A 22,101-nucleotide genomic window follows, 5' to 3' on the forward strand; every position below is an offset into this window, starting at 1 on the left:
AATCCCATTGCCGTCGCTTCATGACTGATCTCCTTTGTGAAATCAGCCACAAGATACTCTCTTAACAATCCTTGTCAATTAATGGGGAGCAGTATACAGGTACTCAACACGACCTCCAGCGACTGCAAGTCTTTCACCAACTCCGCGTCATCTGAAGTAACATCCTGAGGGAGATAGGCCCAGATCGGCGAATTTCCGAATTTCCCGCCAAATGTCCGGATGCTTTCGGCCATGCGCCGGACATCATACAACTGGTCGGCCGACTCGGCATAGGTTGAAAAAATCAAAGCGGCTTCACTCATTTATTAACCTCTTCAATCTTGAATAATTATCATTATCTAAATCAAGGTTTATCCAGCATTAATATTATATACCTGCTTAATTATTAATTGTTTCAGCTGCCGGAATTGAATGTTTTCTTCTTTTTTGATTTTCGGGCATTCCAATTTCTCATCAAACAGACCTAAATCATGAACTTTTTTTGTGCGCCCAAATCGCAATAATTCGACAGCTTCCATGCAAACTATTACTAATCAGCGGATTGCACAATTGGCATACGGTTTGCCATAATTCTGTTTTAGATAAGACGAACATTAACCGGGTGTTTAAAAAGAGGAAAATTACCATGCGTTACTTTAATCACACTAAAATTCTTAGAATCCTGATTCTGGCAATGCTTATGACATTAGTATATCAGGTGTCATTTGCAGTCAATATTCGCGGGCGTGAAAGACGGCACGTTAATAATCCCAAGGATTTGTGGGCCTTCCAGGTTGCCTTTGATGAAAAAATCGATGATGATAATGACGAGTTTGACGGTATCAGGTTTTCCATGATGCGGCAGTATTCCGACTACAGCGGAGTGCGATTCAATCTGGGATTTATGGAACAAGCTCAAGATTATTCGCCGGAAAAATTGTATATATCCGATGGCCTGGCCTTTTCTTTTAACAGGAATCATAGTTTTGATTTGTCCGGTGTCAACATGTCCATGCAATACATGTTTACTCCGCGCTCCCATGGCAGTGTGAATTTTTTCTGGGGGCTCGGGCCGAGATTGAGTGTCGAGGAAGCCAGTTCCGATATTGCCATCGCTTATTACGACGCATACCCCGATGACTGGTTGACAGGATATGAATGCAAGAGCAATACGCTGGTCGGCCTTGGGGTCGAGGGTTCGGTCGGAATGGAGTGGTTCCTGGCCCGGAATTTCAGCATGCTTCTGGAGTATGGTTTTACCTTCCAAAATCAGTGGTATATTTTTGATCTGGATTATTACACCGCCGATAATTACGTGATCTCTGAGGTTACGGCTTTCGACGATGGTGTCCATTTCGACGCCTCAAGAATAAAACTGGGAGTCGCCGTTTACTTTTAATATAAAAAAAGGCAGGATCTTCATGATCCTGCCTTATAATTTCCCGCACTTACTTTATGAGCCGAGAGTCGAGGTGCAATTGGGGCATCGGACAGCTTTGACATGAATTGTCGAAAAACAGTGCGGACATTCCTTGGTCGACGGCGAAGGCGGGGGCGCTTCTTCCTGCTGCCGCTTCATGCGGTTGATGTTCTTCACAAGGAAAAAGATTGCAAAAGCCACAATCAAGAAGCTGATAACGGTGTTAATGAACATCCCATAATTCAGCGTTACGGCGCCGCCGGCTTGGGCATCGGCAAGTGTCGCATACTGGACCACCTCGGCGCCATGTTTAAGCACGATAAAGAGGTTTGAAAAATCGACATTGCCCAACAAAAGGCCGATCGGGGGCATAATAATATCGGATACGAGCGATTTGACAATGGTGCCAAAGGCCGCGCCGATAATAATGCCCACCGCCATATCGACAACATTGCCCTTGACGGCGAAGTCCTTGAATTCCTTCATCATCCCCATCTGGTTACTCCTTTGATATATGTGGATATATAATAATATTATTCTGAATTACCAGCGAAAATGCCCCTCTGCTAATCAGATGAAATATTATCTTATCAATGTGTCTCGTCAAGAGAAATTGGCCATTATTGGACAGAACTACGACGGAATAGGCAATGTTATTTGATTGTATTTTATCTTTCTCAGGCGGGAATCAACCGGTGCACGGTAATTTCGGAGCGGGCGCCGATACGAATCTGCGGTCCCCAGTAGCCGGTTCCCCGGCTGACATAAATCTGCGTGTTTTCATAACGATGCAGGCCAGATATGTAAGGTTGAGCCAGGGCCGCCAGAAAGTGATATGGAAAATACTGGCCGCCGTGCGTATGCCCCGAAATTACATAATCATAACCGGTTTTGGCCGCCTCGAAGATACTCTTGGGCTGATGCGCCAGCAGGACTTTTACATCACAGTCAGGAGCGTCGGCGATGGCTTTGTGCGGGTCCGAAATGTGAGCTTTGCTGAACTGGCCGCCGCTTAAGTCGGTGACACCGGCCAGCAGCATCCGTGCGCCGCCACGATCGATAACATCATGCTCGTTTAAAAGAACCTTGAATCCAAGCCGGGCGGTTTCATCGACCCATTGCTCCACCCCGGAATAATATTCATGATTCCCGGTAATAAAATACAACCCATAAGGAGCCCCCAACTTGGCCAACGGCGCCACATCTTCGCGAAGCTGATCCACCGAGCCGTCAACCAAGTCGCCGGTCAGGGAAATCAGATCCGGTTTCAGTTCATTCACCTGATCGACCACCGCCTGGACGAATTTGCGTTTGATTGTATTACTGACATGAATGTCGGTTATCTGCACTATTCGAAAGCCGCGGAATTCTTCCGGGAGGTTCCTGATGGGGATATCAAGCTCGACAATCTCCGGTTTGCGCAGAGCCTCAAACATGCCGTAACCGGTCAGGGCGCCGGTGAAGACAAGCAGCCCGGCATTTATGGAATTGGTCAATAATTGCCGACGGGCTGGGTCGGCAGTCTCGGTGGCCGCCGGGCCGGAATCAAAAATATGGCGGACCAGAAATATCCCTTTCTGGAGGCCCGTCCCAAGAAGAAGTATCAGATCTTTCGTGACCAGGACGGCAAAAAGCAAAGTGAAGAAACCGAAACTGAGGTAGCCCACCCAGGCCAGTGTATCGACCCAGAAACCGCCGGTTCCTCGAAAACGCAGCATCACCGGAATAAAAGGCAGTATCACCGAGACGACCAGGATGCCCCACAGGAGAACATTTACCGGAGTGCTGAAAGCGGCCGGGATAATCAGCCGCCACCCGATGTATCCGTACATCAGGGATAAAACAATTATGACAATAAATAAGAATATCATATCAGGCTCAACGGCTTAAACCAATCCAGCCAAAACAAGTTCCTTTTAAATCTCAAATATTACTGTTTTCAAACCTCAATAATATGTCATTTGCAGCGGGCACTGGCAATATAAATCGATTCCAGTAATTGATCTTAATATCATATCAAATTTTGATTCTGAATGGCCTTTATATGCAATTAAGTCGGTTTTATTTTGCCCTTTCGGCACATGTGGTTTAAATTTAGTTTTATCCAGCCTGATGAAGTTCGGACAGAGAAAGGGGATAAGCAGAAAGATGAAATCACGATTGACAAAATGGTCGTTCGGAATAGTTATCGCTTTATGCATTATCTATGCGGTACTGCTTATTCCTGATTCGAGTCGGCCCGTTTCCGTCGCAGGCGAAAAAGAGCCCTTTGCCTGGAACCGCGACGAATACTGGTCGCATCTTGAATCAGCTTTCAAGCAAGCCCGACAGACCGATTGCCGTGATCTCGCGCCCCTTATATCCGATCGGTTCGCCGCCATCGACAGCCTGCTTTTACCATTAAGAGCGGATACACTCGAACCGGATGCGCCGCTGTTCGCGGCTCTTGAAAATGCCTTTTTCGAACAGGGGGTGCTTCTGGCCGCCTGCCCGGAAAACCTGAATGAATATATGCGGCGCTTCAGCCAGCTTAGAGGGCTATTGAAGGATCAGTCCATCCGCTGGGATATGAATTCGCCGGCGGCACGCAATTGTCTTTATCGTCTCCTTTACGGCGGACGGACGGCTGTAGAGGAAGTGATGATGCAGGCTCCAAAAGAATTGATTCACCAGACTGTTTCCGGTGTCGATGAATCTTCGGCAACTCCTATGGCGGAAATACTGGGCGTCAAAATTCACAGCGGCGATATCCTGATTTCCCGCGGTGGCGCACCGACTTCTGCCCTGATAGCGCGCGGAAATAACTACCCCGGAAATTTCTCGCATGCTGCGCTGGTCTATGTCGATGAAAACACCGGCGGTGTCTCCATCATTGAATCGCATATCGAGAAGGGCGTGGCTGTCGCGACGATTGATGATTACCTCCGAGATACAAAACTGCGGGTGATGGTGCTCCGGCTTCGTGCGGATTTGCCCTCAATGATCGCTGACCCGATGTTGCCTCACGAAGCCGCCGAATATGCCCTGCAAAGGGCAGTAAGCGAACATATTTCTTATGATTTCGCCATGGATACCAAAGAGCCGTCACGACTATTTTGCTCCGAAGTCGTTTCTGATGACTACCGTCATGTCGGTATCAATCTCTGGGCGGCGCTGTCACATATCTCAAGTCCCGGTGCCATATCATGGCTGTCCGCCTTCGGTGTCAGGAATTTTACGACCGAGGAGCCATCCGATCTCGAGTATGACCCGCAGCTTCGGGTGGTGGCGGAATGGCGGGATTACGAAACGCTGTACAAGGACCGGCTCGACAATGCCGTCGTTGACATTATGCTTGAAAGCGCCGATAATGGTGAGCAACTTGATTATGACTGGTATGTGCTGCCTCCGGGAAGAGTTCTTAAACTGTACAGCATGATTCTAAATCAATTTAATGCGGTTGGCCCGGTTCCCGAGGGCATGAATGCCTCGGCCGCCCTGCGCAATAAGTGGTTCTCCAATAAACATTTGGCGGCGAAGGAAAGGCTTATGGTGCTCGCGGATAAATTTAAACAGGAATACGGCTATTTGCCGCCTTACTGGGAATTGATCAAGCTGGCCAGAGAGGCATATAAATAAAAAAAGGCCGGTATTGACCGGCCCTTTTTGATTCTTCAGATTGCCTTACTGGACAATCAAACCAATAAATTTTCTTACCAGCTACGACGACCCTGACCGCCGCCGCCGCCACGACCGCCACCGCCGCCACGTCCGCCGCCGCCACCACGGCCGCCACCGCCGCCGCGATCGCCACGGTCGGCGCGAGGCCGCGCTTCATTAACACTCAGCGTGCGACCATTCATATCCTGCCCATTCAAGCCATTGATGGCTTCAGTGGCCGCGTCCCGATCGGACATCTCTACGAAGGCAAACCCTCTCGGCTCCCCGGTGTATCTGTCCTTAATAATGTTGACACTTGAGACCTCACCATAGCTCTCAAACGCCTGACGTAACTGATCTTCTGTCGTATCGAACGACAGGTTTCCAACATAGATATTCATTCAACACTCCGGTTTTGTTTATCCCTACATAAAACCTCATCCGGCAGGGACTGCGTTCGTCGAGATAAACCCATTAAGGCGCACCATTGCGCGTGGTTTCTTATGACCCTTTTTTATGAAATTTGATAAAGAACAAAACCTCTAAAAAGCAGTTTTGGAAACCAATACTAACGTCTAAATATATTCGCCGATTTCGAAAAAGTCCATATAATTATTGCGATTTTTTCATTTTCTTGGATCTGATCAGGTATAATTTAGTCTCGGCTCCGAGACCGTCTCTGCCTGTATGGGATGATCCTAAATATATTGTAAGTGCTTGTATTTCCGTAAGTAACGGTTTCGGCCATGGTTCTGGAAAGAGTTCGCAAAGACTACTCGATGATTTTAAACCGGTACCGGGTCGGCTCCGATTTCGGGTCGGCCGATATATCCCGAATAACCAACCAATAGTCTCCGGGCTTCATCTGATTGTTGGGGATAACCAGCCTTCCGGTTCCCTGATCATCGAATTCATTGAAATTCTCAAAACGAGCCAATTCATTTCCGGAATCATCGGTGACCGTAACAAGGCAGGCCTTATCTTCAGATGAGCCGATTGAGACAAAATTGATAACACCTTCGCGGCCGGAACTAATCGAAAAAACTTTGGAACCATTATTGGATCGTACCAGCTTGAGGTCGATTTCCTGGGTCAGTCCGATTTGTGGTTTTTCGCTTAATGCCGTATCTTTATCAGCTAATTCTTTTATTCCGTAAAAAGCCGGTATTGCGAGTATTATCACCAGTATATAAACCAAACCCGGTTTTAACAGCCACGCGCCTTCCGGCCATAGCCTTTTCCAGAACCCATTTGGTGTCTGCATTGGTCTTTCCTCCCATCCGAAGCCTTCTCCAAGAGTTGTCTTCAGGGCTTTGCTTTCGAGAATGACACGAGAGTACTTTTCGAATTCCCTGACTTTGTCAAAACAATGCTCACAATGCAGCAAGTGAATTTCAAACCGCTCCGTCTCTTCATCCGAGAGCGTCTTTAATTCATAGGCATGCAACAGAGCACCGATATTTTCATCAACACACTTCAGCATTTGCTATTCCGTTCTTCCTTTCAAACATTCCCATAACAGGGAGCGTGCTCTGTTGAGTATGACATAGTAGTTATTTCTCGTGACTCCCAGCTTCAGGCAGATTTCATCCGCTTTAAATCCCTGATACGCCAGATTCAGAACTCTGGCATATCGTCTATTAATGGCGATTACTTTTTCCAGACATTTATGCAGTGCCATTTCAGTTGCGGGCTCGATTTCCCCGGTTTGAGGCGCATCATCCATATCCGGCAAAATGGCATTAATTTTTTTTCTGTCCGCAGTCATACCGTGAAAATAGTTTTTAACTCCCATTTTCAATACGCCATAGGCCCAGGCTTCAAAACCGACCGAGAATTTCTCCGTTTTGTATTTCTCAAGGATCGTAATGCACGCCTTCTGGGCAATATCATCGGCAACTTCAACGTCACCAACCTTCTGTCTGACAAAAAGTCGAAATCTTACTGATAAAAAGCGAAAAATATCATTTTCGGCCTCTTTGTCACCAGCCAGAGCCCGGCGGACAAGGTCGTTCAAGATGCTCATTATATATTATAAACAGATAATTCTTAACGGTTTAATAATATCCCTCAAATTCAATGTCATTATAGCAAGGATATGACTTTTTCGCAAATTAAATCTGGATGCTATTTGTAAGAATATCGAATTTAAAAACACATTACTTGGGAAGCAGTTATGCGTCGCAGGTGGGAGTAAGTTAGTACACTGAGCGGCTGCCGTTTTTATTGGTAATTCCGATCGGTTTGAAGCAGGCTAAAGAGATCAGCGACTCTTTCGTCCGCTATATAAAATGCGCAGACAACGGGAGAATCCCGTGCCTCCATTGTCTGGATCGACCTAAGGACAACGCTTCTCATGAAATAATTGAGAAGCCAGCGGGGGAGGGAAAAAGGGGGGCCGTGCGTAAGCCGGTCCCCCCCTCAATTGGGGCATTAAGCAGCTATTTTATTGTTTCTTCAACAGCCCCCTATCTATATCAAACTCCGTTAAATAGGGTCGTGTTGCCTCTGCTATCTTGCATTTAACACCATATAAAATTATATTTGGATTATCAGAGGATGGATAAAGGATGATAAAAATTATAAGAGCCGGAATTGATAAGGCGGAATTCGTGATTGAATATGTCAATCGCCTGCTGGAAGAACTTGGAGATGAGCCACAGACCTCCGCTGAGGCCGATATTGAAAAGATAGTCGATGCCTGGAGGGAGAATGAGAATCGGTTTACGGTTTTTATTGCCTGTGACATGAATGATCAGCCGGCGGGTGTGATAACACTGGCTGAATGTTTTGCAATTTATGCCGGTGGTAATTATGGAATTATCAACGAGCTCTATGTCAGTCCGGAATTTCGCTCGCGGGAAGTCGGCCGAAGGCTGCTTGATACCGTTAAGGAGTATGCTGTTGAAAGAGGCTGGAAGCGGATTGATGTCACCGCCCCGAGCGGCGAGCGCTGGATCCGCACGGTCAAATTTTATGAAAGGGAAGGATTCATCTTCACCGGCCCCAAGCTTAAATATTATTTGAAAATAGACTGACATCAGATAATATTTCCGGCTTTCTTTTATTGAATAATTTTCGCCCAATATGGTATATTGAGAGAAATTGTTGTGTTTGAATAAACTCCTCAGAATGACATAGGAGGTATTATGCCATTCTGTCCCAAATGCCGCTACGAATATCTGCCCGAGGTTTTGGTTTGTCCGGATTGTGAAGAACAACTGGTTGATGTTCTTCTTCCCGAAAATGAAAAGGAATCCGATGATGTTGCGGACGAGTCGCCTGACGAGAACGCCGAGGGCTGGGTGCCGGTGGCTCTCCTGACTTCGGTGCAATATGCCGACCTGCTTGAAGAAGCCCTGCGGTCAAAGGGAATTCCCATTATTATCCGATCCGGCGCGGGTCATTTCGGGCCGATCGGCACAACCGGTCCCAGCTCGATATTCCCGATCAGCGCCGGTTACCTGGTCCTCATTGGCGAAGATTTCCTTGTTGATGCCGATCGCGAGGCCGCGATCATTCTGGGTGATCTCTGGGATAAATCGAAGCTTATCGATATAGGAGAGTAGTTTTTCCGAAAGTCGAATTAATTAAAAAGGACCGGATTCAAAGTTGGTTGTCATTCTCGGGCAACGCGACATTCTATAGCAAATTTGTATTGAAATGCCGAATTGCCCACCGCTGTCTAATCACCTCGGAACCCGGCCCCGACAATATTCGACTTTTGTCAAATTTTAGTATTACTGCAAAAAATCACATTCAAACTGACTGTCGCGATTTGATTCATCAAGCAGGTAGCAGCCTTCGAGCAATATTGATTCATTGCTCTGGAAATTATTCGGTTCCGGAAGTTCCTCCGGTCCGATCGGATCGACACTCCATATTCCCTTATCCCAGGGAATAGCCAAATAGACCGCTTCCGCACCGGTCTTATCCTCGCACTCGGCGTAAATAATATTACCGCGGTCGAGAAACATGGTCAGATGACTCCCGCTGCCGGTGATGCTTATTCGAGCCGTTTTCTCGCTCGGCCCCATTGCCTGAATGATATCGATTACATTCATGTCCTCAAGAGTGCCGTGTGTCCCCAGATCCTGAATCACACTCAAACGGCGTTTCTTCTCGATTTCCAGGCGGGCTCGAATTCGATTAAGTTTAAGAACGATTGTCTGAGGGGTATCCAGCGCTACGACATCTTCAATTCCGATATTAAGCGTGTGCATCAGGCTGTCGATCAGGTGTTCTTCAGAAAGGAGAAGGGAGGGGGTCTGGTCGATAGACACCCCGCGGGAAATTATACCCCCGACCAGCTCGGTGACATCCCGGACTGTACCGCATTTAATTAATATTATTATTTGCGGGCGGAGCTGTTCATGCTTTTCGACAAATTCGGATATTGAATATGCCTGAGTACAATCGAACCGGTGCTCCTTTATCGACTGTTCGAGAGATGCTATATCGCGATGATTATCATTGCAAATGAGCAATCGAGTATGTTTATCATGTTTTTCTGATGGCATGGGGTCGGCCTGGCCCATATCCGATATCTCGGCCATGCGCGTGTCTTTCCCCGGCGTCGGTATGGCCAGGGAATTCCTGTAGCAGTTTATAATGGCTGCCTTCAGAGCCGGGCCGAGAGCTATATAAAAATCAAAATTTTTATCAGGATACAGGGCCGCGAGTTTCTCCGATAGTTGGGCATCGGGCGGTTTTTCACAGGCAAGCATCAACCTGTTTCCGACCGGATCATAGTCAAAGGGCAGGATAATATATGTAAAGGCAAATTCGGCCGGAATCATGTTCGGAATATTTTCCGGTATCCGGCGAAAACCAAGACTCACGCTCCGGCAGTTGAATTGCCGGGAAAGGGCTTTCAGGAGCGCGGCTTCATCGGCATATCCGAATCGAAAAAGATGCGTTTCAAGGCGGCCGCCGTATCGCTTCTGATATTCCAGCGCTTCTTCGATCTGCTGATCGGTCACAAGCTGCTCATCGATGAGAATTCTGTCCAGACGCACCGTTCCCTCTTCTTATTTACAAGAAAGAAATAGACTTATACATTGATTTTCGGAAAAGCCGGGCGGATTTGAAGGATTTTACGATAAATTCAGGGAAAATCGGCAAATCGGGGTTAGGGTGTTGGAAAATAGAACAGCATTATTACTGCCGAAATTGGAATCCATATGCCGCCAGCGACTTTTTCAACTCCTCTTCCAAAGAGCCTTTTCCGTTGTAATGTATAAAGATAGCCCTGAGATTGTGTTTTTCATAGAGCTGTCTTTTGAAACCGACCCGGTCAACGTAAAACGGCATATGATTATATCCGCAGATTTCCAGAAAAAGATTTTGATCCGGAAGAAAGAAGTCCGGTCGGTACTGCTTTCCGGCCAATAAAATCAATGGCTCATATTGAAACTCAATCTTATTCTCGAACAGAAAATCGGCGCATTTTTTCTCATACTTCGAGCGGACATTAATACCTGACTTGGTGGCGATTGTCGGTTCAAACCGGCGCCGCCGTTCCAATTTAATTCCGCGCGGAGGCGTGTATCGGGGCGATTTTCTCAGCTTCCTGCGTTCATACATATAAATATAAAATATATCTGTGATATTTGGTAATGCAATACTATATTGGGCAGAATTTTACTAAAATATTTGGAATAATATGACAAGGAATATCGATCCCGACAGGATTCACGAAACCTCATTAGTGGCCGATCTCCATTGCGATACAGTTTTGCAGATGAAGCGGGGTTATGATTTCTCCAGACGGCATGAGTCATATCATGTCGATATTCCACGCCTGAAAGCGGGCGGTATAAATCTCCAGGCCTTTGCCTGCTGTGCAAGTATATTCACGCCTGAAGGACAACGGTTTGGCAAAGCCGACAGTATGGTCAAGTGCCTTATAAGTGAAATGGCCAAACACCCCGGTGACATTGCTGTTTGTCGCGATGCCTCCGATGCCGAGGAGATAATTGCATCAGGCAGGATCGCCGCCCTGTTGGCCATCGAAAACGGCATGGCTATCGAAAACAGCCTGGAAAATCTTGAATATTTCCATCATCAGGGAGTCAGGTACATGACTCTGACTCACTGCCAATCGCTGGATTGGTGCCGGTCATGTTCCGACAGCGAGAACGAACCGGCCGGGCTGTCCGAATTCGGACGTGAGGTGGTGCGGACGATGAATCGATTGGGGATGATTATTGATGTGTCGCATATCTCGAAGGCTTCATTTTTCGATGTGCTGGAGACCTCATCCCAGCCGGTAATTGCCTCGCATTCCAATGTTTACTCCATCAGCCCGCATAACCGTAATCTAAATGATGATCAGATCAGGGCACTGGCCCAAAACGGCGGCATGATGGGTATCAATTTCTGGGGTGATATCCTTTCAAAAAAATATGCCGAGGCTGCGTCGGCAGTTTACAAAAACTACCTGAAGGAATTGAAGGATATCGACGAGCATTACTCTGAGGACATGAATGAGGAAGAATATCAGAGGAGATTCGCTTTTCTTGGCCGGTTTATCGCCGAAGTGTCCGCCGCCGCCGGAGATAATATGCCGTCTTCGGCCACGGTCGTCGATCATATCGACTATATTGTCCGGCTCGTCGGGCCGGATCATGTCGGTCTTGGGTCAGGTTTCGACGGGATATTCATTCCGCCGTCCGATCTCCGGGACTGCTCCCAGATGCCGAACATAACCCGCGAGATGAATCGGCGGGGCTATGGCGAAAATGACATCAGGAAGATTCTGGGCGGCAATTTTATGCGGGTTTTTCGGCAGGTTTGCTCATAGTATTGTATTTTTAGGGTAGTTTGCGTATATATTATTGATTATCGAAAGTCTCTGTTGACGCCAAATAAGGCGAGAGAGACATATTAGTTTCCATACAAATATATCCTTATGTTTAAGGAGAGTCATCATGACTTTCATAGAACTGCTTCGTTATCAGATGGACGATGCCTGGCGGTTTCTGGAGCGGGCGATGGATGGTGTCGATGACAGCATGATTCACTGGGAACCCGCCCCCGGTTCCTGGGGCCTGCGTGACCGGGAAGGGCATTGGTGCCTCGATTTCCACACCGCCGATAAAACCCCGCCCGGCCCCAAAACCATCGGCTGGCTGGCGGCGCATCTGGGCGCCTGCAAGGAAATCCATTTCGACATGCTCTTCGGACCGGGAAAAAAGAAATGGGATGAGCTGGTCATTCCGGGAAACGCCGATGAGCTTCGGAAATACTTGAAAGCCATGCATCGGCTGCTTCGCGAAAAGCTGGACCTGCTTGGCCCGGAGGATCTCAAGAAACCGGCCCCGAAGCCAAGCGATATCGGCAAAGATATAACCGTCTGGCAGGTTTTGTGGTACGATATCTACCACGATATCGAGCACGCCGGGCAGATTTTTCAGGTCAGGAACGAATATTTGAACCGAAGCGGTTTTTCATGATATCCGCTGACGCCGCTTGCCAAATCTCCCCGTCGGCGTTAAATTGGTATTTTATATTTTGAAGGAAATATCACAGGGGAGAAATTCGTATGATCAGTCTCAAAAATAAGGTGTCATTGATAACCGGCGCCTCGCGCGGAATCGGCCGGGCGGCGGCGATAATGTTTGCGCAAGCCGGAAGCCACGTCATTATAAATTACCGCAAAGAAGCCACCGCGGCCGAGGAAGTAAAGCGGGAGTGCGAGAAGCATGGTGTCCGGGCGATGACGGTGGCGGCCGATATCGCCGACCGCGGCCAGGTGAACCGGATGGTGGATGATGTCATCAGCAAGTTCGGGCGGATCGATGTGCTGGTCAACAATGCCGGTATCTGGGAATACAATGCCATCGACGGCATGGACGAAGCCCGGCTGAAAGCGACGCTTGATATCAATGTGCTCGGCACTTTCTATCCCACCATGGCGGTGGTGCCGCACATGAAAAAGCAGAAATCGGGCAATATCATAAATATCTCCTCGACCGCCGGTCAGCGCGGCGAAGCTTTTCACTCGCCTTACGCCGCTTCCAAAGGGGCCATTATATCCCTGACCAAATCATGGGCGCCGGAGCTGATCATGCACAATATCCGGGTTAACTGTGTCGCGCCCGGATGGGTCGATACCGACATGAGCCGGGAATCGCTGGAAAGCGATGAGGTCGCTGATATTCTGCGACTGATCCCCATGGGCCGGGTGGGCACGCCCGAAGAACTGGCCGGCCCGATATTGTTTTTGGCGTCCGACTTATCGACTTTCGTGGTCGGCGAGATTCTTAATGTCAACGGCGGCGCCGTCCTCTGCGGGTAGGGCGCAACGCAACCAGCCGATGGGTGGATGTGGAGCCGCACACAAAATCATCAAGATTGACATCAAGTTGTCATTTTGGGGCGACGATTTTCAGGTGAATTTATTTGGACTATATTAACTCTCATCCGCTTATACGAAATTGGCTTTGTTTTTGCTTTTTTAAAAAATTCAACGGCCCATTCCCCGGCAAAAATTGAAAGACGGTCAACCAGTGTGGGACACTCACGAATATGAGGCTTATTGCCATAGCATACCAACCCACAGCCCGCCGAGGCGGGTGGGGCACCCTTGCGATTTGACACACTCATAGCCATAAAAAAGAAACACTCCTCTATAATACCCCCCGGTTGGAATTACCATCAAATTGGTAGTGATTTTGTAATGGGGGTATGTTACATGGTATTGTGATCGGTCGGTCCTCAGACCGACCGCGGCGTTCGCCGCGGCGAACGCCGATCACATGTACAGCAGTGACATACAAAAGAAGAGGCAGAGCCTTCTCTTGGAAGTTCAGTAGGCCTGTGGATCCGCCGCGGCGGGCCGTGCACGAATTATTTGAGTAATCAAACCGACGCCAAAGAATTGAAAAAAGTTGTCGAAAGTATAGTGTGGGACGGATATTTTAAATTATTGGCTTTTTAGTTTTTTTTAGTTTTTTTGATAATTATTTATTAGATAGTTTTAGAAAGTTATGGAAGATTTAACACTGCCATATTCGCTCAGGTTCTTTATCGCGCTGGGGTTGTCGTTTTTGATCGGTCTCGAGCGCGAAAGTTCCGGGTTCAAGACCAAGGGGATCGTCTTTGCCGGGGTGCGCACCTATTCGCTGATCGGTGCTTACGGTTTCGGCTGTGCCTGGCTGGTGCGTGTCAATGTTCCGTGGGCGCTGCCGATGGGCATGCTGGCGCTTGGCGCGCTGGCGCTGGTCGGATATCTGGCCAAACTCAAAACCGGGCATGTCGGCTGGACCAGCGAAGTGGCCGCCATGATGACCTTTGTTATCGGCGCGCTCTGCCTTCTGGGCGATATCTGGGTGCCGATGGCGCTCGGAATTATCGGGACCTTTCTCCTTTCCGAAAAGGCCGAGCTTGAAAGCTATGTGGAGAAGCTGGACAAGGCCGAATTTCTGGCGGTCATCAAATTCCTGTTGGTGTCATTGATTATCATGCCGGTTCTGCCGAATCAGGATTACACCGAGTTCCGGCTTAACCCGAGAAATATCTGGCAAATTGTCGTGCTGGTATCGGCCATCGGTTTTGCCGGTTATTTTCTGACCAAGAAATTCGGCAGCCGGATCGGTTTATGGCTGTCCGGATTGCTCGGCGGGATTGTTTCCAGCACCGCGGTGAGCATTGCGGTCGGGCGTATCGCCCAGCAGCATCCGAATCAGGCTGTCCGTGCCCTGCAGGCATCGATTCTGGCCGGAAGCGTCATGTATTTGCGGATACTGGTCCTTGTCTGGCTGATCCGGCCGCAGTTTGTTGAATATATCTGGTGGCAGATGCTGGTATTGTCGGCCATCGGATTTTTGCTCTCCATACAAAAAAGCTCAATTTCGACCGGCAAAACCGAAGTGGGCACTCTTCGCAACCCGTTCGAAATCAAGCCGGCGTTGATTTTTGCCACGCTTTTTGTAGTGATGTCGGTGGCGACCATCCTCATGCAGCGGTTCTACGGTGATGCCGGAATTCTGGCCCTGGCCGGCCTTATCGGTGTGACCGATATCGATCCTTTTATTCTGTCGCTGGTCGAGCAGTCGACGCAGGTGCAGGCATTGATCGTCTCGGCCATTCTGGTTTCGATGATGAGTAATACGATAATGAAGGGTATTTATTTCGGGGCGCTCTCGAAAACCACCAGGAAGTCAACGGCCGTCCGCTATGGCATCTGGGCGATTTTACATATTCCAATCATAATATTCTGGCGATAAAAGTATTAAATAAAAAGCCCGTCACGATGACGGGCTTTTTATTTTTAAGCTAAAGGTATTGCTTACATATCGAACATACCATCATACATATCGGTATGAATGGGGGTTACTCTGACATGATAAAGCTTGGCCCAGGCTTTCATTTCGGTTTCGGCATAAACGGCGGCATCCTCGGCAAAAATCTTATTGAGGTCGTTGACCCCGATAAGCCAGAAATATGTCCAGGCGCCGTGCTCAAATGCGGGAACATCGTACGAATAGGATCCATCCGAAGCGGTCGCCATAAAAGTACCACTTACCACATCATCATGAAAATCCCCGATCACACAGGCGTCAATCGTGACCAGTTTCTTGCTGCAATTGATGGCATTGAAATAGGACATGACATAGCCATGTGTGACATAGTACAAATCAGCTGAAATCAGGCTTGATCCATAGGATGGCGCATTTCCTCCGTGCCCGGAGTAAGAGAACGCGATTTCATCACCCGGCGAAGCGTTATCAATCAGCCACTGCAGGCCGGCAGTGATGGCATCGCCGGTGGCATTGAGGTCCAGATCCATCCGGCAAGTAAAGCCCTGGCTCTGGAAATATGCCTTCATATCAATGGCGTCATCGTCGCAGTATTGCAGATCGTTGGCGGTTCCTTCATAATCGGAAATGCCGACGATATAAGCATATTTATGAGGGGGATTGGGATTAGGATCTGCGCCTGTATCCGGCGGCGGCGGGGTGGGTTTTTTGTAGATCTGATTCGCCAACTCAGTGTAGTTGAGGGTGAATTGCTCGATCACCGTCTGGGGACGGCTATCAATGAATTGAGGTCTCTGGACCATTACGCCTATGGTTGCATCACCTGTGGGTTCGGTGATCTGAGGAGTCTCACTGCATCCGAAGATAAGCAGGAGTGAACAACAAAGAGCAAAGAGCAGAAACAGCTTTTTCATTACTTTTACCTCTTCACAGTCAAATTAGGCGGTTTTTGTTTACAAGCTATTGATCCCTTTCGAGCCAATCCCTTTTTTACATGTCAAACATTCCGGTGTATTTATCGGTATGCTTGGGGCTGACATTCAGATTATACTGTGATGCCCAGGCCCTCATACCGTCTTCGGCATAAGTCGCGACATCTTCGGCATACGGGTAGCCGAGACCGGCCGCGGCTTCGACGAAGTAATATGTCCAGGCGCCGTTTTTCAAATCGGGGGCATCGTAAGAATTGGTCTTGTTTGACGCGGTTGCCACAATTGAGCCGATTTGGCAATCGGAATTGAAATCACCGATCACACAGGCGTCAAGCGTAACCAGCTTCTTGGTGCAATTGGCCGAGTTGAAAATCTGCATGACATAGCCGTGAGTGACATAGTAAAGGTCGGTCGATATAATACTGGAACCGTAACCGGGCGCTTTGCCGCCATGACCGGAATATGAAAAGAGAATTTCATCGCCCGGCTGGGCCGAAGCCACCAGCCATTGAAGGCCGGCAACAATAGCATCGGCAGTGGCGCTGCGGTTCAGGTCCATTCTTATGCTGAAACCCTGGCTCTGGAAATAAGCCTTCATGTCCATCGCGTCATCATCCGGATACTGCAAATCGTTGACAGTCCCGTCATAATCGGCGATACCGACAATATAGGCATACTTATGCGCCGGATTGGGATTCGGATCATCACCGGTCGGGGTTGTATCCGGTGGGGGTTTAGGAGGTCTCTTCTCGGCCAGAAGTGAGGTCGATGTGGCCAGAATGTGCTGCTGAATAACCGATTCAGGGCGGTTTTCAATGAATTGCGGACGTTGGACCAGAGTTCCTAAGGATGTCTGCCCGGTGGGTTCGGTTACCCGGGGCGATTCGCTACACCCGAAAACCAGCAACAGGACGCAGCAAATGGAAAGAAGCATCAATAGCTTTTTCATCTTTAAGTCCTCTCTTGATATTTGTGGTTTGTGGTTAGAGTCAGGACAGAATCATGCCATTTAAATCCTCCTATATATCAGTTTAAATAATCACTTGCATAGACAATGAAGTCTATATTGTAGATAAATTTAAGAGTCATATTTTTTTAAACCTGCTAACAGCGCGGGCTATAAACAAAGAAGCTTTTTAAGCGATGCAATATCCGGTAATCCAATCCCATTAAAGACAAAGTATACATAAATCGTATAAAAGCAACAAAAAAAAGGCTTCGGCCCTCTTTTTAAGCAGCAAGGCATAATATTTCTTCCCGGATGAATGCAAATTGTTGCATAAGGAACCAGCCCGGGAGATGGGCTTTTTGGGGTATCGCACCTATTTGAATATTTTTGAATGACCGAGAGTGCATCCCAATTTCACTTTTTGTTTAAATAATTTTTGAAAAAATTTTGCGAACTTTATAGGAGAATTACTGTTCCTAGAATATTAGTCCCCGGGGGCCTATGTTGTCCATGCGGAAAAATTTTAAGGGGTTATAAAATGAAAAAAAGAGTTATTTTTTTGATTCCCGTTCTTATCCTGGCCGGCGGCTTTGCCGCAATGATGATTCTTATAAGCATGCGCTCCGATGTGCCCAGACGGGCGCCGGAAGCTCGCCCGAAGTTTGTTGAGATATTGGTGGCGCACCCGGAGCGAATTGTTACCACTGTTTCCGGGCTGGGAAAAGTAGTCAGTGCCCAGCCGGTTGATCTTTACAGCGAGGTGGTCGGGACTTTGATGCCCGGAAATATCCCGTTTCGGCCCGCCCAATCATTCAAAAAGGGCGATCTTTTGTTAAAAATTGATGATCGCCAGATCAGGCTCGATATAAACAGCGCCAAAAGTGATTTCCTCTCCGCCCTTGGAAATGTTCTGGCCGAGATTAAGTCGGATTTCCCCAGCGAATATCAAGTCTGGCGGGATTATTTCGATGCCTGCGATTTCGAGAGCCGGATGGCGCCACTTCCTGAAACCGATAATCAAAGAATCAGACTGCTCCTGTCGCGGTTCAATGTCTATAAATTATACTATTCGATAAAGGACATGGAGATTACCCTTGAAAAACATTATTTCTATGCCGCCTTCAATGGTTCAATAGTGTCCGCCGATATGCGGGTCGGCTCAACCGCCCGAAGCGGCAGTCATCTGGGACAAATTATCAATCTGGAAAACCTTGAAGTCGAGCTGCCGGTGACGGTGGATGAAGTCAAATGGCTCAAAGAAGGGACCCCGGTTGCGCTTTCCTCAAGCAGCATAAAAGGAACCTGGAAGGGGACAATCAGTCGTATCGGCAGCGTTATCGATCAGCGGACCCAAACCATCCCGATTTATATTGTGGTTCGACAAAATAATGGGACACCCCTATATGACGGGGTATTTCTTACGGCAACCATCCCCGGTATCGAAATTTATCCCGCAGTCTCGATTCCGCGCCATGCCATATACAGTGACAGCCTGGTCTATCTGATCGAGAATGGAGCCCTCACCGCCAGAAAAGTCTCCATTGCTCGCAAGGAAGGGGATACTATCATAATCTCCGATGGATTGATAGAAGGCGATACGGTGGTGGTTGATCTTATGCAAGGCGTGGCTCCCGGCATGCCGGCACTGCCCAGGGAAGAATTATCGCCGGAGCGGAGTCAGTAATGAATAAAATCATATCGTTTCTGGTTCGCTATCCCATCTGGCCGACCGTTCTCCTGTTCAGTATAATGATTTTCGGACTGATAGCCTTCGGTCAAATACGTTATTCCTTTTTCCCGGAAATAAAACCGGATACAATTTCGGTCCAGGTTATTTATCCCGGCGCTTCGCCGGATGAAGTCGCCGAGGGGGTCGTCCTCAAAATAGAAGAGCAACTCGACGGCCTTGATGGGGTCGAGCGGGTGACTTCCGTATCTAAAGAAAATTTTGGATCGGTCACAGTCGAAATAAAATATGGCGCTGATATCGATAAGGTTACCAACGACGTCAAAAACGCGATCGATGCCATCAGCTCTTTCCCGATTGGCGCCGAAAAACCGCTTATCTTTGCCCAGAAATTCCGTAGCCGCTCGCTGTCGGTCGTGTTGTCAGGCGACACCGATCTCTATAATCTTAAGTATATTGCCGAGGAATTCCGCGACAACCTTCTGGAATCTCCCGAAATCACGCAGGTTTCCATTTCGGGATTACCCGATCTGGAATTCTCTATTGAAGTTTCGGAAACGGATATGCGCCGCTATCAATTGACTTTTGATGAAATTAGCGCAGCCGTCAACAATGCCAACATTAATATATCAGGCGGGAAATTCGACACCGATAACGAAGAAATATTAATCCGAACCTGGGGGCGGGAATATCATGCCGGCCAGTTGCAGGATATCGTTGTTAGGGGAAATCCCGACGGCACGGTTGTGCGTCTTAGGGATGTCGCGAAGGTCAGCGAAAAGTGGGAAGATATTCCCGATAAGACTTATTTCAACAATCGTACCGCCCTCGTTCTCAATATCGACCAGACCGAGCAGGAAGATATTCTGGGCATCGCCGATGTGGCCAGGGCCGAGGTTGATAATTTTAATGCCACCCACGGGAATGTCAAAGCCGAGGTTCTTGATGACCGGACCATTCCGTTGCGTCAGCGAATCGAATTGCTGGTCAAGAACGGTATATTTGGATTGATTCTTGTAATGATAGCACTGGGGATTTTTCTGAACCTGAGAATGTCGTTCTGGGTGGCCGTCAGTATTCCTTTTTCATTTGCCGGAATGTTTATTATCGCCACCGCGATGGGCATCACCATTAATGTCATCTCACTGTTTGGGATGATTATTGTCGTCGGTATTCTGGTTGATGACGGTATTGTGGTCGGTGAGAATATATATGTTCATTACGAGAAGGGTAAAAATGCTCTGAGAGCGGCGATCGATGGAACACTGGAAATGACCACTCCGGTTATCACCTCGGTGATGACCACGATAGTGGTTTTTGCCGCTTTCTTTTTCATCCAGGGAATCATGGGCAAATTCATGTGGCAAATGGCGCTGGTGGTAATTGCCTCACTGCTGGTTTCACTCTTTGAAGCCTTTTTTATTCTGCCCTCGCACCTGGCTCATTCAAAGGCATTGAATCGTGGTCAGAAGGTCTCCGGAGTGAGAGCGAAGATCGAAAAGGGCATCGACTACCTGACCAACAAAATATATGCGCCAACATTACGGACAGCTTTGCAGTACAAATGGATTACCGTCGTCCTGCCGGTAGCGATGGTGATGTTGACAATCGGATTGCTCGGAGGCCGCTTTATAGGCACGACTTTCTTTCCCTATGTCGATTCCGACACCATTCCCATCAATGTAACTCTGGTGGCGGGCCGCCAGGAAGCGGACACCGATTCTCTTCTGGCAAGGATAGAGCGAGTCTGCTGGCAGGTTAATGAGGAAATGAAGAGCGAGCGTCCCGACGGACAGGATGTTATTTTGGGGATCAAGCGCGAGATCGGCGCCAATGATTTCGGCGAGACCGGCAGTCATACGGGTAATCTTACCTGTCAGTTGCTTGATGGAGAAGTCCGCAACACTGAAAGTTATGTGATCGCGAACCGCATCAGGGAAGCGGTCGGCCGGGTACCCGAGGCCGAGGAAATAACATTCGGCGACAGGGGCCGTTTCGGTAAAGCGGTTTCTATCAGCCTGCTGGGTAATGACCATGAGCAGTTATTAAAGGCGCGTGATCTGCTCAAGGCAGAATTGCAAAATTTCAGTTCGCTGAAGGATATCACCGACACCGATGAGGAAGGGCGCCGCGAGGTCAATATCACCCTCAAACCCCGCGCCTTTGCACTTGGTCTTGATCTGGGAGATATCGTGGGACAGGTGCGGCAGGGTTTCTTCGGCAAGGAAATCCAGCGTATCCAGCGGGGCCGCGATGAAATCAGGGTCTGGGTGCGTTATCGACCGGAGGATCGCTCATCACTGAGCAATCTCGACAACATGCGAATCAGAACCCCCAACGGTGCCGAATATCCCTTCAGTGAATTAGCCGAATACACGATTGCACGCGGTGTCACCAGTATCAGCCATCTTGATCGCAAACGCGAAATCAGGGTGGAGGCCAACCAGACAAATGTCAATGAAGACCTGCCGCCTATCCTGGCCGAAATAAACGAAGATGTCCTGCCCAGAATAATGGGGTTGGTTGACGGAGTCAGGGCCTCTTTCGAGGGGCAATCCCGCGAAGAAGGGAAAATGCAAAAATCGATGATGATTGCTTTTCCGACCGCACTGCTGATAATGCTTATCATGGTCATCCTGGTCTTCCGGTCGCTGGCCCAAGCGCTTATGATCTTCTCGTTGATTCCAATCGGTATTCTTGGAGCCATCTGGGGTCATGGTATTCACGGCTTTCAGGTCAATATTCTTTCGGCTATCGGGATGATTGCCCTTTCGGGTATTATTGTTAATGACAGCATCGTCTTTGTTGATCAAATCAATCGCAAATTGCGTGAAGGCAGCAAAGTGGTCGATGCCGTCTATCAGGCCGGATTGGCTCGTCTCCGACCGATTCTGCTGACCACTCTTACGACCGCGTTTGGACTGGCGCCGCTGATTCTGGAAACCAGCCGGCAGGCACAATTCCTGATCCCCATGGCGGTTTCAGTGGCTTACGGTTTGATTTTCGGGACATTTATTTTGCTGGTAATTCTTCCCGCATCGTTCCTCATCTTCAATTCCATCAGGATGAAGTTCAAGGCTTTAATAACCGGGCGGATAGCTTCGCCCGAAGAGGTCGAGCCGGCCATTAAAGAAATCGAATTTTTGAAGAATAAAGAGTTGCTTGTCGAAAAAACCTGATTGATACGGTTGCTCTATTTCGGGATCGGGCCTGAACGGGCCCGATCTTTT

Annotated in this window: 20 protein-coding genes; 10 read left to right on the forward strand and 10 right to left on the reverse strand. The window is 48.3% G+C overall.

The window, feature by feature from the left end; translation table 11 throughout:
- Positions 1-74: 74 nt before the first annotated feature.
- Positions 75-302 (reverse strand): hypothetical protein, encoded by a 228-nt coding sequence (locus CVT49_09670; protein PKK83172.1) that lies wholly within the window; start codon positions 300-302, stop codon positions 75-77.
- A gap of 323 nt (positions 303-625) precedes the next feature.
- Here CVT49_09670 and CVT49_09675 point away from each other — a divergent pair, with 323 nt between their 5' ends.
- Positions 626-1,378, forward strand: a complete 753-nt coding sequence (locus CVT49_09675; GenBank protein PKK83173.1) for a hypothetical protein — start codon at positions 626-628, stop codon at positions 1,376-1,378.
- Positions 1,379-1,432: 54 nt separating this feature from the next.
- On the opposite strand, the gene CVT49_09680 is transcribed toward CVT49_09675, so the two are convergent.
- Positions 1,433-1,888, reverse strand: a complete 456-nt coding sequence (locus CVT49_09680; GenBank protein PKK83217.1) for a large conductance mechanosensitive channel protein MscL — start codon at positions 1,886-1,888, stop codon at positions 1,433-1,435.
- A 188-nt stretch (positions 1,889-2,076) separates the two neighbouring features.
- The gene (locus tag CVT49_09685) at positions 2,077-3,270 is read right to left on the reverse strand and encodes a hypothetical protein (protein ID PKK83174.1); all 1,194 of its coding nucleotides are present in this window, start codon (positions 3,268-3,270) and stop codon (positions 2,077-2,079) included.
- Between the two features lie 241 nt (positions 3,271-3,511).
- Between CVT49_09685 and CVT49_09690 the strand changes: the two genes are divergently transcribed.
- Positions 3,512-5,017: a hypothetical protein gene (locus tag CVT49_09690; protein PKK83175.1), complete on the forward strand. Its 1,506-nt coding sequence runs from the start codon at positions 3,512-3,514 to the stop codon at positions 5,015-5,017.
- 74 nt (positions 5,018-5,091) lie between these two features.
- Here the strand turns inward: CVT49_09690 and CVT49_09695 are convergent, their stop codons facing one another.
- The 3 genes from CVT49_09695 to CVT49_09705 form a co-directional block, all read right to left on the reverse strand.
- Entirely contained in the window at positions 5,092-5,439 is a 348-nt protein-coding gene (locus CVT49_09695; GenBank protein ID PKK83176.1) for an RNA-binding protein, read from the reverse strand.
- A gap of 371 nt (positions 5,440-5,810) precedes the next feature.
- Positions 5,811-6,521 carry a hypothetical protein gene (locus CVT49_09700; GenBank protein PKK83177.1) on the reverse strand — a complete coding sequence of 237 codons (711 nt, stop codon included), beginning with the start codon at positions 6,519-6,521 and terminating at the stop codon, positions 5,811-5,813.
- A 3-nt stretch (positions 6,522-6,524) separates the two neighbouring features.
- Entirely contained in the window at positions 6,525-7,064 is a 540-nt protein-coding gene (locus tag CVT49_09705; GenBank protein ID PKK83178.1) for a hypothetical protein, read from the reverse strand.
- Between the two features lie 544 nt (positions 7,065-7,608).
- Here CVT49_09705 and CVT49_09710 point away from each other — a divergent pair.
- Both CVT49_09710 and CVT49_09715 read left to right on the forward strand, forming a co-directional pair.
- Positions 7,609-8,076 carry a hypothetical protein gene (locus CVT49_09710; GenBank protein ID PKK83179.1) on the forward strand — a complete coding sequence of 156 codons (468 nt, stop codon included), beginning with the start codon at positions 7,609-7,611 and terminating at the stop codon, positions 8,074-8,076.
- Between the two features lie 111 nt (positions 8,077-8,187).
- Positions 8,188-8,607, forward strand: a complete 420-nt coding sequence (locus CVT49_09715; protein PKK83180.1) for a hypothetical protein — start codon at positions 8,188-8,190, stop codon at positions 8,605-8,607.
- Between the two features lie 171 nt (positions 8,608-8,778).
- On the opposite strand, the gene CVT49_09720 is transcribed toward CVT49_09715, so the two are convergent.
- A complete protein-coding gene (locus tag CVT49_09720) occupies positions 8,779-10,056 on the reverse strand; it encodes a hypothetical protein (protein ID PKK83181.1) in 1,278 nt (425 codons plus the stop codon).
- 142 nt (positions 10,057-10,198) lie between these two features.
- Positions 10,199-10,624 carry a hypothetical protein gene (locus CVT49_09725; GenBank protein PKK83182.1) on the reverse strand — a complete coding sequence of 142 codons (426 nt, stop codon included), beginning with the start codon at positions 10,622-10,624 and terminating at the stop codon, positions 10,199-10,201.
- Between the two features lie 79 nt (positions 10,625-10,703).
- On the opposite strand from CVT49_09725, the gene CVT49_09730 reads away from it, so the two are divergent.
- The 4 genes from CVT49_09730 to CVT49_09745 all read left to right on the forward strand — a co-directional run bounded on the left by CVT49_09730 (position 10,704) and on the right by CVT49_09745 (position 15,270).
- Positions 10,704-11,843 carry a membrane dipeptidase gene (locus CVT49_09730; protein PKK83183.1) on the forward strand — a complete coding sequence of 380 codons (1,140 nt, stop codon included), beginning with the start codon at positions 10,704-10,706 and terminating at the stop codon, positions 11,841-11,843.
- Between the two features lie 127 nt (positions 11,844-11,970).
- On the forward strand, positions 11,971-12,495 hold the full coding sequence (locus CVT49_09735) for a hypothetical protein (GenBank protein PKK83184.1): 525 nt from the start codon (positions 11,971-11,973) through the stop codon (positions 12,493-12,495).
- 89 nt (positions 12,496-12,584) lie between these two features.
- Positions 12,585-13,340, forward strand: a complete 756-nt coding sequence (locus tag CVT49_09740; protein ID PKK83185.1) for a hypothetical protein — start codon at positions 12,585-12,587, stop codon at positions 13,338-13,340.
- Positions 13,341-14,031: 691 nt separating this feature from the next.
- Positions 14,032-15,270, forward strand: coding sequence for a hypothetical protein (locus tag CVT49_09745; protein ID PKK83186.1), 1,239 nt, complete (start codon positions 14,032-14,034; stop codon positions 15,268-15,270).
- Positions 15,271-15,332: 62 nt separating this feature from the next.
- Here the strand turns inward: CVT49_09745 and CVT49_09750 are convergent, their stop codons facing one another.
- Both CVT49_09750 and CVT49_09755 read right to left on the reverse strand, forming a co-directional pair.
- Entirely contained in the window at positions 15,333-16,217 is an 885-nt protein-coding gene (locus CVT49_09750; protein ID PKK83187.1) for a hypothetical protein, read from the reverse strand.
- A gap of 76 nt (positions 16,218-16,293) precedes the next feature.
- Complete coding sequence (locus tag CVT49_09755) at positions 16,294-17,184, reverse strand: hypothetical protein (protein ID PKK83188.1); 891 nt, start codon at positions 17,182-17,184, stop codon at positions 16,294-16,296.
- Positions 17,185-17,722: 538 nt separating this feature from the next.
- Between CVT49_09755 and CVT49_09760 the strand changes: the two genes are divergently transcribed.
- Complete coding sequence (locus tag CVT49_09760; GenBank protein ID PKK83189.1) at positions 17,723-18,868, forward strand: hypothetical protein; 1,146 nt, start codon at positions 17,723-17,725, stop codon at positions 18,866-18,868.
- Positions 18,868-22,050, forward strand: a complete 3,183-nt coding sequence (locus tag CVT49_09765; GenBank protein PKK83190.1) for a hypothetical protein — start codon at positions 18,868-18,870, stop codon at positions 22,048-22,050. Before CVT49_09760 ends, CVT49_09765 begins: the two co-directional genes overlap by 1 nt.
- Positions 22,051-22,101 lie beyond the last annotated feature (51 nt).

The organism is candidate division Zixibacteria bacterium HGW-Zixibacteria-1 (assembly GCA_002838945.1).
Classification (GTDB): Bacteria; Zixibacteria; MSB-5A5; order GN15; family PGXB01; genus PGXB01.

Excerpts from the sequence above, each read along its gene's own strand:
- CVT49_09735 (PKK83184.1), top strand. The coding sequence starts at position 11,971 with ATGACTTTCATAGAACTGCTTCGTTATCAGATGGACGATGCCTGGCGG.
- CVT49_09685 (PKK83174.1), bottom strand. The coding sequence starts at position 3,270 with ATGATATTCTTATTTATTGTCATAATTGTTTTATCCCTGATGTACGGA.
- CVT49_09690 (PKK83175.1), top strand. The coding sequence starts at position 3,512 with ATGAAGTTCGGACAGAGAAAGGGGATAAGCAGAAAGATGAAATCACGA.
- CVT49_09710 (PKK83179.1), top strand. The coding sequence starts at position 7,609 with ATGATAAAAATTATAAGAGCCGGAATTGATAAGGCGGAATTCGTGATT.
- CVT49_09705 (PKK83178.1), bottom strand. The coding sequence starts at position 7,064 with ATGAGCATCTTGAACGACCTTGTCCGCCGGGCTCTGGCTGGTGACAAA.
- CVT49_09725 (PKK83182.1), bottom strand. The coding sequence starts at position 10,624 with ATGTATGAACGCAGGAAGCTGAGAAAATCGCCCCGATACACGCCTCCG.
- CVT49_09695 (PKK83176.1), bottom strand. The coding sequence starts at position 5,439 with ATGAATATCTATGTTGGAAACCTGTCGTTCGATACGACAGAAGATCAG.
- CVT49_09730 (PKK83183.1), top strand. The coding sequence starts at position 10,704 with ATGACAAGGAATATCGATCCCGACAGGATTCACGAAACCTCATTAGTG.
- CVT49_09755 (PKK83188.1), bottom strand. The coding sequence starts at position 17,184 with ATGAAAAAGCTATTGATGCTTCTTTCCATTTGCTGCGTCCTGTTGCTG.
- CVT49_09670 (PKK83172.1), bottom strand. The coding sequence starts at position 302 with ATGAGTGAAGCCGCTTTGATTTTTTCAACCTATGCCGAGTCGGCCGAC.
- CVT49_09715 (PKK83180.1), top strand. The coding sequence starts at position 8,188 with ATGCCATTCTGTCCCAAATGCCGCTACGAATATCTGCCCGAGGTTTTG.
- CVT49_09750 (PKK83187.1), bottom strand. The coding sequence starts at position 16,217 with ATGAAAAAGCTGTTTCTGCTCTTTGCTCTTTGTTGTTCACTCCTGCTT.
- CVT49_09760 (PKK83189.1), top strand. The coding sequence starts at position 17,723 with ATGAAAAAAAGAGTTATTTTTTTGATTCCCGTTCTTATCCTGGCCGGC.
- CVT49_09740 (PKK83185.1), top strand. The coding sequence starts at position 12,585 with ATGATCAGTCTCAAAAATAAGGTGTCATTGATAACCGGCGCCTCGCGC.
- CVT49_09675 (PKK83173.1), top strand. The coding sequence starts at position 626 with ATGCGTTACTTTAATCACACTAAAATTCTTAGAATCCTGATTCTGGCA.
- CVT49_09745 (PKK83186.1), top strand. The coding sequence starts at position 14,032 with ATGGAAGATTTAACACTGCCATATTCGCTCAGGTTCTTTATCGCGCTG.
- CVT49_09700 (PKK83177.1), bottom strand. The coding sequence starts at position 6,521 with ATGCTGAAGTGTGTTGATGAAAATATCGGTGCTCTGTTGCATGCCTAT.
- CVT49_09680 (PKK83217.1), bottom strand. The coding sequence starts at position 1,888 with ATGATGAAGGAATTCAAGGACTTCGCCGTCAAGGGCAATGTTGTCGAT.
- CVT49_09765 (PKK83190.1), top strand. The coding sequence starts at position 18,868 with ATGAATAAAATCATATCGTTTCTGGTTCGCTATCCCATCTGGCCGACC.